Source organism: Actinoplanes auranticolor (assembly GCF_018332655.1).
In the GTDB taxonomy this organism is placed as follows: domain Bacteria; phylum Actinomycetota; class Actinomycetes; order Mycobacteriales; family Micromonosporaceae; genus Actinoplanes; species Actinoplanes auranticolor.
In genome coordinates this window covers 25,595-34,139 of the sequence record NZ_BOQL01000076.1, presented here as the reverse complement: position 1 = coordinate 34,139, position 8,545 = coordinate 25,595, and the positions used below count along the sequence as shown (strand labels likewise).

Sequence of the window (8,545 nt, the reverse complement as noted above, 5' to 3'; positions counted from 1 at the left end):
GCCGCCCAACTAGGCGACCCGTCCCCGGGGCACTCGTTCAACTTTACTAGGTCTTCCTGGCCCTGTCAACCGGTATCTCCCGGTTCGTGCCGTTCGTTCCTAGCGCACCCTTCGTCCCGGGCTCGGGGCTTCGCTGCGCAGGGCAGCGTTGCTACGATCCCGAAGTTCGAAGGATTTGGCAGGACGGCCGGTAGCTGATCTCCCTGACGCTTGGTCAGTTCGTTCTGCTTGCCTCGCCCGTTTCCCTGCCGGCTCGCAAAACATTACCCGCTCGTTTCCCGGGCTCCAAATCGACCCCCCGTGTCCCACGCCACAACGCGGTGACCTGCGGGAACGCGCTCAGGGGGTGGCAACGCTCAGCACACCGTCACGGACCCGCGTACGCAGAGTGGGCTGGTCTCCGGCCGCCGGGCCGTGCACGACCAAGCCGTCCTTGAGGCGGAACGTGCTCCCGTGCCAAGGGCAGACGACACAGGCGCTCTCGCCCGTCCCCTCCACGTCACCTTCGCCGAGCGGTCCGCCCTGGTGGCCGCACCGCTCCACCATGGCCGTGACCTCGTCGCCGAGGCGGTAGAGCAGAACCCGGACGTCGCCGATCGTGCGTACCGTCGGCTTGCCCTCCGGGAGAGCCGCCACCTCGCCGACCTCGGCCCAGTCCTCCGGCAGGCGCAGCATCTCGGACGAACCGTGGTTCATCTGGGCGCCCTGCTCGTAGGAGAGGTGACCACCCAGATAGGCGCCCCCGCCGGCGAGGCTCAGTCCGGCGTACCCCAGGAGCTTGCCCAGCCCTCGCCGGCCGGACAGCCGCGCCACGAGTGACCCGGCATAGAGGCCGAGAGCCACCGTGTTGGCCGCGGCGTGGATCAGGCCCACCCGGCGCTGGTCACGCGAGAGCGAGGACCAGTCCACGAGGCCGGCGGCGATCGCGGGCGCGGCACCAGCCGTGCCCACGGCGATCAAAGTGGTCGCCGCTCTGTCCTGACCCGGCAGCGCGTCCAGCACCGCTGCGCTCATGAAGGCGCCCACCGGGAGCTGGACGAGGACGGGGTGCAGGGGGTGGCCGAGCCAGGTGCCGTGCAGCAGGTCCCGCAGGCGTCTGGGCTTGATCGCACTCTGCACGGCGCCCTGGAGGCGGTCGCTGACGGCGTCCAGCGCCGAGGCCTGTTCGAGCCGGGAGATCGTCTGCCGCACCATGCCGACTGGGTTACCCCGGACGGTCCCGCCAAACCTTGCTTGAGCCCTCCCGTCATCGGGTACCTTCTCAGCCCCGGGCTCCTGAGGAGGACGCATGGTCGCCACGACGCCGGTGGATCGGCTCACTCCAGGCGACCACGCCTGTCTGACCTTCACCGATCCGGAGGAGCGGCTGGACATCCTGGCCGCCTTCGTGGCCGCCGGGCAGGCCCGCAGCGAACGGATCATCTGCTTCACCGACGCGGCCGACGTCGACGGGCTGCGCGCCGAGCTGGTGGACCGGGGACTGGAGGGCAGCCGGGGCCTCACGGTCGCCGAGAGCGGCCGGATGTGGGGCAACGGCACGGGACCGGATGCCGCCACGATGGTGGAGCTGCTCGCCCGTGAGCTGGCCCAGGCGGAGCGGGACGGCCAGGCCGGCCTGCGGATCACCGCGGACATGTGCTGGGCCGCGCGCCCGCAGGCCAACGCGGAGCAGTTGCTGGTCTTCGAGTCCGAGGTGGGCCGGCTCTTCGCCGCGGGGCGGCTGACCGCCATCTGCGAGTACAACCGGGACAGCTTCGACCCGGTCACCCTCGCCTATGCCGCCCGGGTGCATCCGCGGACGGTGGCGGCGACCGTCTACCACGAGGACCCGGTGCTGCGGATCTGCCGCCAGCATGTGCCCCCGGGCGTACGGGTGGCCGGAGAGCTCGACTACTCCCGGGCCGACGTGCTGAGCGACGCGCTCGCCGAGGCCGTCCGGCTGGATCACGACGTGCACCTCAACCTGAACCACCTGCGCTTCATCGACGCCGGCGCGGCGGCCGTGATCCTGCGGACGGCGGCGAACCTGCCGGAGTCGCGCCGGATGATCGTGGTGTGCGCGGAGCCCATCGAGCGGACGTTGACGGTCGCGGGCGCCGCCGACGTTCCCGCGCTGCGAATGCTGGTGCGCGATGGCGAACGGTGAGCGGACCGACACCTCCCCCGCAGTCCGCACGCCCGATGGGGAAACCCGCGAGATGCTGGTCGAGCTCGGCTTCGACGACGACAGCTTGTACAGCGTGCGGGCCACCGTCGCCGCCCATGTCTCCACGGTGGCGGACGCCCGGACCGTCGACACGATGGTGCTGATCGCCCACGAGCTGGCCAGCAACGCCGTCCGACATGGTGGTGGCACCGGCCGGCTGCGGCTCCGGCTGGCCGACGGCCTCCTGCACTGCGAGGTCAGCGACGGTGGCACGGGCCTGGCCGATCCGGCCCACGCCGGACACACCCTGCCCGCGCCTTCACTGCCCGGCGGACGCGGGCTGTGGATCGCCCGGCAGCTCTCTGAACTGCGCATCTTCAGCTCCGCAGCCGGCACGACGATCACCGCCACCCTCGCCTTCTAGAGGGAGTGCAGGGCATCACCGATCGCCCGGTGGAACGTCGGATAGGCCCAGATGGTGGCCTGCAGCGTGGCCACCGGCACCTCGGCTTTCACCGCCACGGTCAGCGCCCCGAGAACCTCGCCGCCGGACGGGCCGGCTGAAGTGGCGCCCACCAGCACGCCGCGGGAGCGATCGACGACCACCTTGATGAAGCCTTCGTTGCCCGGGCCGTGCACGAACCCGCGCGAGGACGACGGCAGACTCGAGTAGCCCACCTGGACGTCGAGGCCGGCGTCGCGGGCCTGCTGCTCGGTCAGGCCGACCGCGCCGATCTCCGGATCGGTGAAGGTGACCCGGGGCCTGGCGTGATAATCCGCCCCCGGGCCGCCCTGACCGAGGATGTCGCGGACGGCGACGTCGGCTTCGTACATCGCCATGTGGGTGAAGGCGCCGTTGCCCGTGACGTCGCCGACGGCCCAGACCCCGTCGGCCACGCGCATCCGGTCGTCGGTGGTGAGGAAGCGGGCGGACGGGTCGAGGCCGATCGTCTCGAGGCCGAGGCCACCGAGGCGGGCGGCGCGTCCGGTGGCGACGAGCAGCCGTTCGCCCGTCACCGTGGAGCCGTCGGACAGCTGGACCGAGAAGCCGTCGCCGGAGTGGGTGACGTGCTGGGCGCGTACCCCGGTCAGGGTTCTGATGCCGTCGGCCGCCAAGGCCGCGGCCGCGGTCTCGGACGACTCGGGCTCCTCCATCGCGAGCAGTCGATCGCTGCCCTCGATGACCGTGACCTGCACGCCGAAGCGGGCCATGACCTGGGAGAGCTCGAGGCCGATGGCGCCGCCGCCGAGGACCAGCAGCGTTTCCGGCAGGGTCTCGGCCTCGACGGCCTCGCGGTTCGTCCAGTACGGCGTGCCGGCGAGCCCCTCGATCGGCGGGACGACCGCCGTCGTCCCCGTGGCGACGACGATGCCGCGGCGCGCCACCCATTCCTGCTCGTCGACCCGCACCCGGCCGGCGCCGGTGATGGTGGCCCGGCCACGCACGAAATGGCCGCCCTTGCCGGTGAAGCGGTCGACGGCGACCTTGTCGTCCCAGGTGTCGGTGGCCTGCTCGCGGATCCGGCGGGCGACCGGCGCCCAGTCGGGCTGGACCTGCGCCTCGCCGGCCAGGCCGGGGATGCGGCGGGCCTCGGCGAGCGCATTCCCGGCACGGATCATCATCTTGGTCGGGATGCAGCCCCAGTAGGGGCACTCGCCGCCGACCAGAGTGTGCTCGACGCCGATGACCGTCAGGCCGGCCTGCGCGAGCCGTCCCCCGACCTCCTCGCCGCCGACACCGAGGCCGACGACCACCACATCCGCTTGCTGCGCTTCGCCCATGGGACCAGCTTTCCACCATCGGCGGGTACTGTGCGCCCATGTCAGCGGACCGTAATATCGACGGCTTCGTGGCGCCCGGATACGAACCGGTCCGCGACGCTTTCGCGACGCAGCCCCGCGGGGGATCGGCCCTGGCGGTGCGCCGGCACGGCGAGCTGGTGGTCGATCTGCGCGAGGGGTGGGCCGACACCGCACGGACCCGCCCGTGGACGACGGACACGCTGGTCAACGTCTATTCGGTGGGCAAGCCGGTGATCGCGCTGGCCGTGCTGCTGCTGGTCGATCGCGGCCTGGTCGCACTGGACGATCCGATCGCCCGGCACTGGCCGGGATTCACCACCGATGCTTCGGTACGGCAGCTGCTCACGCACACGGCCGGCCTCCCGTTCTTCCCCGTGCCGCGGGAAGCGTCCGCGTGGGCCGACTGGGATCTGCTCTGCGCCGACCTGGCCGCCGCGCAGCCCGAGTGGCCGCCGGGCACGGTGGCCGCCGAACACGCATTGACCTACGGCCATCTGCTCGGCGAACTCATCCGCCGGGTCGACGGCCGGCCATCGGCGCGCTTCGTGGCCGAGGAGATCGCCGGCCCGTGGCGGCTCGACCTCGGCTTCGGCACCGCGGAACCGCAGCGGTGCGCCGAGCTCGAGTTCGACCGGCCGGACCGGCAGGACCTGCTGATCGGCGAGCCCGGCTCGGTACGCGCGCGAGCCATCGCGAATCCGCCCGGCTCGCGCGACCTCGCCGTACTCAACAGCGACCTGTGGCGCCGGTCCGTCATCCCCGCCGTGAACCTGCACGCGACGGCCGATTCCCTGGCCCGTTTCTATACGGGGCTGCTGGCCGGCGGCGTGCTGGACGGACACCGGCTGCTCAGCGCCGCGCTCGTCACGGACCTGGTCTCGGCGCACTTCTCCGGCCCGGACCTGTTCATCGAACAGTCCACGACCTGGGGGCTCGGCGTGCAGATCGAGCCGGACGGAACCTGGGGCATGGGCGGCCTGGGCGGCAACGCGGCCTGGGCGGACCCCGCCGCCGGTCACTCGATCGCCTACGTCACGCGCCGGATCGGCGACTTCGACCGGGTCGGCGCCGTCGACACCGCGATTTCCTCGGTACGACTTCTCACCTGACCGGTGCCCCCGCCGATTCTGTTCCCTCGCGGAAGCGGAATCACCACGGTAAAGGGGGCGGTCATGAGAGGGCGATGGCAGGCAGGGCTGGTGTCTGCCATTCTCATGGCCGCCGCCACGGCGGTGCCCGGAGCTTCGTCGGCCGGCAGCGCCGGCCTCACGGCGATGCCGGCGAACACCCGGGCGATGTGGCTGTGGGGTGACGATCCGGCCACCGAGGTGATCGCCTGGGCCGGCCAGCGGTCGATCTCCGAGGTGTTCGTCCACGTTGCACCGTCGGTCCTCACCGACGGCGGCCTGGCCCGGCTGCAGGAACTCAAGGCGCTGGCTGTCGCCCGGCGGATCAAGCTGCGCGCGCTCGGCGGTGACCCGGCCTGGGTGCACAACCACGCCGCAGCGCTGGCCTGGCAGCGGACCGTCGTGTCGACCGGCCTCTTCGACGGCATCCACCTGGACGTCGAGCCGTACCTGATCGACGGCTGGACCACCGACCTGCAGGCGACCCAGGCGGCGTACCTCAAGCTGCTGGACCGGATGCGGGCTGCGAGCACGCTGTCGCTGGAGGCCGACGTGCCGTTCTGGTTCGGGCAGTACCGGGTCGGTCGCAAGAACCTCGCCGACGAGGTGCTGCGCCGGGTCCACAGCGTGACGGTGATGAGCTACCGCGACACCGGAACCGGCCCGAACTCCATCCTGGCGGTGAGCCTGGACTGGCTGGCCCGGGGCGCGGCGGCGGGCAAGCGGGTGCGCCTGGCGGCGGAGACCGGGCCGCTGGCGGACTGCCGGCACTGCACCTTCCACGAGGAGGGCATGGCCGCGCTCACGCTGGAGCTGGGCAAGGTCGACGCGGCGACCCGGCAGACGGCCGCCTTCGGCGGGATCGCCGTGCACCACTACGGCGCCTGGCGCACGCTGCCGGCCTGACGTTCGGGCTGGCCGAAGGTCGCGCCCGGGCTGAGTTCCGGCCGGTCGTGAGGTTTCCGGGCCGGCCGGGTGGGCAGTTTGTCGCGGGTCCTGCCGGCCTTCAACGGACGAACGCAACGGGTCGGCAGGACCCGCTTCCACATCCCGTCCGGCGAACCGGACAGGAAAACTCACCGGCGCCCGGTCAGGGCCGCAGCCACACGGCCTCGTCGCGGTGCGACTCGAGCGGACCCGGATAGTCGAGACCTGACCGAACCGTATCCGGTAGTCGCCAGGGTTGGTGTACTGCTCTACCCGGGATGGAGATCAACTCGGGTACGTAGCGCCGAACGTACACGCCGTCAGGGTCGAACCGCTCTGCCTGCCGGATGGGGTTGAAGCGCCGGTACGGCTTGGTGTCGTTGCCGGTGCCGGCAACCCACTGCCAATTACCCGAATTGTTGGCGACATCACCATCAATCAGCCAGCGGAAGAACCAGCGCACACCCTCGCGCCAATCCAGCCCGAGGTGCTTGGTCAGAAACGCGGCGGTGATCAGACGGGCCCGGTTGTGCATCCAGCCCTCGGCGCGTAGCTGACGCATGCCCGCATCGACCACCGGCACTCCGGTCGTCCCCTCCTGCCAGTGCAGCAGCGCCTCCGGATCGTCGCGCCACTCACCGTCGCCCGACTTGCGGTAGGCCTGCGTCGAAATGGCCGGGAAGCCCGCAGTGACCTGGTAGTAGAAGTCGCGCCAGCCGAGCTGGCGGACGAAGGCGTCCGGGCCCGGGCCGTCCAGCGCCCGCGCTGCGTTCGCCACGGTCAACGGCGATACACATCCAAATCGGAGGTACGCGCTGAGCCGCGAAGTGCCGTCGGCGGCCATGTCGTCGTGCAGATCGTCGTACGGGCCGACGTGCTCGAGCCAGGTCGTCAGCCGACGCCGGCCCTCCGTCTCGCCACCCGGGGCGGCCGCGGGCGACTCCCCCGGTGGCGGCTCGGGCAGCTCGCCGATGATCAGCTCCGGGGGCAGGACGATCCGCGCGGGCGTCGCCACCTCGTCCCGCCACTTCGCCGCCGACCAGGCCCGGTAGTACGGGGAGAAGACCCGGTACTGCTCGCCTCCCCCGCCCGGACGCACCCCACCCGGTGGCACGACCGAAGTGCCGGGGAACAGCCGCAGGGAGATGCGGTGCTGCTGGCACTCCTGCTCGAGCCGTTGCTCCCGGCGCCGGGCGTAGCCGCTGACGTCAGCGGTCAGCGCGATCCCCTCGGCACCGACCTCGCTCGCCACCTTGATCACTTCGGCGACCGGGTCACCGGTGCGGACGACGAGGTCGCCGCCCAGGGTCCGCAGCGTCTCCCGCAGATCCCGGAGGCTCTGGTGCAGGAACAGGGCACGGTTCGCCGAGAGTCGTTGCAGACCGGGATCCAGGACGAACATGGGGACGACCTGCTCGGCGTTGGCGCAGGCGGCGGCGAGCGCCGGGTTGTCGTGCACCCGCAGGTCCCGGGTGAACAGGACGACGGCCGTTCGCATGTCAGCTCCGTATCTCGGTTCCCGCCCGGCTTCGGGTCTCAGCTCAGGTCCCCGTTTCCGCTCAGCTTCGGGCGAAGGCTGTGGTGGGGGTGCCCGGTCTGGTCAGCAGGGACCGGGCCACCACCGCGGCCCGGCGCTGGTTGGGCACCGTCGCGCGCCGGGTGAAGACGTCGTAGTCCTCGGCAGCGACCTCGTCGAGGATGCCGCCGTACAGCTCGTAGGCCGTGCGCATGCAGGCCTGCGACCCGGGCAGCAGCAGCGGGATCCCCGGGGCCGCGGCGGCGTAGTGCTCGTCGGCGCGGGCGACCTCGGCCCGGATCAGCGCCTTGATCTGCGGGGTGGACCGGCCCGCCGCACGCGCGGCGAAGAGGTCGGCGCGGGTCACACCGAACTCGGCGAGGTGCTCGTCGGGCAGATAGGTGCGGCCGCGGTCCAGATCCTCCGCCACGTCGCGGATGAAGTTGGTGAGCTGGAAGGCGAGGCCCAGCTGGCGGGCCGGCTCGCGGGCCGCGGCCGGGTCGCTGGAGCCGAGGATCGGGAGCATCATCGTGCCGATGACCGCGGCCGAGCCCTCCATGTAGTCGAGCAGGTCGTCATAGGTCGCGTACGACGTGATGGTGAGGTCCATCGCCATGCTGCGCAGGAAGGCCGCGAAGTCGGCGCGGTCGAGGTCGAAGACCGCGATGGTGTGCAGCACTGCGGGCAGCAGCGGGTCATCGGTGGGCGCACCGGCCAGACCTGCGAGAAACTCGTCGGACCAGGCGGTGAGGCGGGCGGCCCGCTCGGCCGGCGCGAGATCCTCGGTGCGGTCGACGATTTCATCCGCATACCGGGTGAAGCCGTACAGAGCGTGCACGTGGCGTCGCTTCCACTTCGGCAGCAAACGGGTCGCCAGGTAGTAGGTGCGGCCATGACGTTTGTGCAGCTCGCGGCACCGTTCGTAGGCCGCCGCCAGATCGACCTCCACGGGCCCTCCCAATAAAATCGACGCATGAATCGACGCAACTCGCAGCCTACGGTAATGTCGCCTTCGTGGCCAACGAC

The 8,545-nt window shown here is 71.4% G+C and carries 8 protein-coding genes; 4 read left to right on the top strand and 4 right to left on the bottom strand.

Translation table 11 applies throughout. The features are described from left to right. Positions 1-339: 339 nt before the first annotated feature. A complete protein-coding gene (locus Aau02nite_RS40665) occupies positions 340-1,194 on the bottom strand; it encodes a Rieske (2Fe-2S) protein (RefSeq protein ID WP_212993999.1) in 855 nt (284 codons plus the stop codon). A 94-nt stretch (positions 1,195-1,288) separates the two neighbouring features. On the opposite strand from Aau02nite_RS40665, the gene Aau02nite_RS40660 reads away from it, so the two are divergent. Both Aau02nite_RS40660 and Aau02nite_RS40655 read left to right on the top strand, forming a co-directional pair. Then, positions 1,289-2,146, top strand: a complete 858-nt coding sequence (locus tag Aau02nite_RS40660; protein ID WP_212993998.1) for an MEDS domain-containing protein — start codon at positions 1,289-1,291, stop codon at positions 2,144-2,146. Then, positions 2,133-2,570, top strand: a complete 438-nt coding sequence (locus Aau02nite_RS40655; protein WP_212993997.1) for an ATP-binding protein — start codon at positions 2,133-2,135, stop codon at positions 2,568-2,570. The genes Aau02nite_RS40660 and Aau02nite_RS40655 overlap by 14 nt, the downstream gene beginning before the upstream one ends. On the opposite strand, the gene Aau02nite_RS40650 is transcribed toward Aau02nite_RS40655, so the two are convergent. Further along, positions 2,567-3,928, bottom strand: coding sequence for a dihydrolipoyl dehydrogenase family protein (locus Aau02nite_RS40650; protein ID WP_212993996.1), 1,362 nt, complete (start codon positions 3,926-3,928; stop codon positions 2,567-2,569). The genes Aau02nite_RS40655 and Aau02nite_RS40650 overlap by 4 nt on opposite strands. A gap of 38 nt (positions 3,929-3,966) precedes the next feature. On the opposite strand from Aau02nite_RS40650, the gene Aau02nite_RS40645 reads away from it, so the two are divergent. Continuing rightward, positions 3,967-5,058, top strand: a complete 1,092-nt coding sequence (locus Aau02nite_RS40645; protein WP_212993995.1) for a serine hydrolase domain-containing protein — start codon at positions 3,967-3,969, stop codon at positions 5,056-5,058. A 90-nt stretch (positions 5,059-5,148) separates the two neighbouring features. Beyond that, entirely contained in the window at positions 5,149-5,982 is an 834-nt protein-coding gene (locus Aau02nite_RS40640; protein ID WP_212993994.1) for a hypothetical protein, read from the top strand. Positions 5,983-6,166: 184 nt separating this feature from the next. Here the strand turns inward: Aau02nite_RS40640 and Aau02nite_RS40635 are convergent, their stop codons facing one another. Both Aau02nite_RS40635 and Aau02nite_RS40630 read right to left on the bottom strand, forming a co-directional pair. After that, the gene (locus Aau02nite_RS40635) at positions 6,167-7,501 is read right to left on the bottom strand and encodes a cryptochrome/photolyase family protein (RefSeq protein ID WP_212993993.1); all 1,335 of its coding nucleotides are present in this window, start codon (positions 7,499-7,501) and stop codon (positions 6,167-6,169) included. A 61-nt stretch (positions 7,502-7,562) separates the two neighbouring features. Next, positions 7,563-8,468: a phytoene/squalene synthase family protein gene (locus Aau02nite_RS40630; RefSeq protein ID WP_212993992.1), complete on the bottom strand. Its 906-nt coding sequence runs from the start codon at positions 8,466-8,468 to the stop codon at positions 7,563-7,565. Positions 8,469-8,545: the final 77 nt, after the last annotated feature.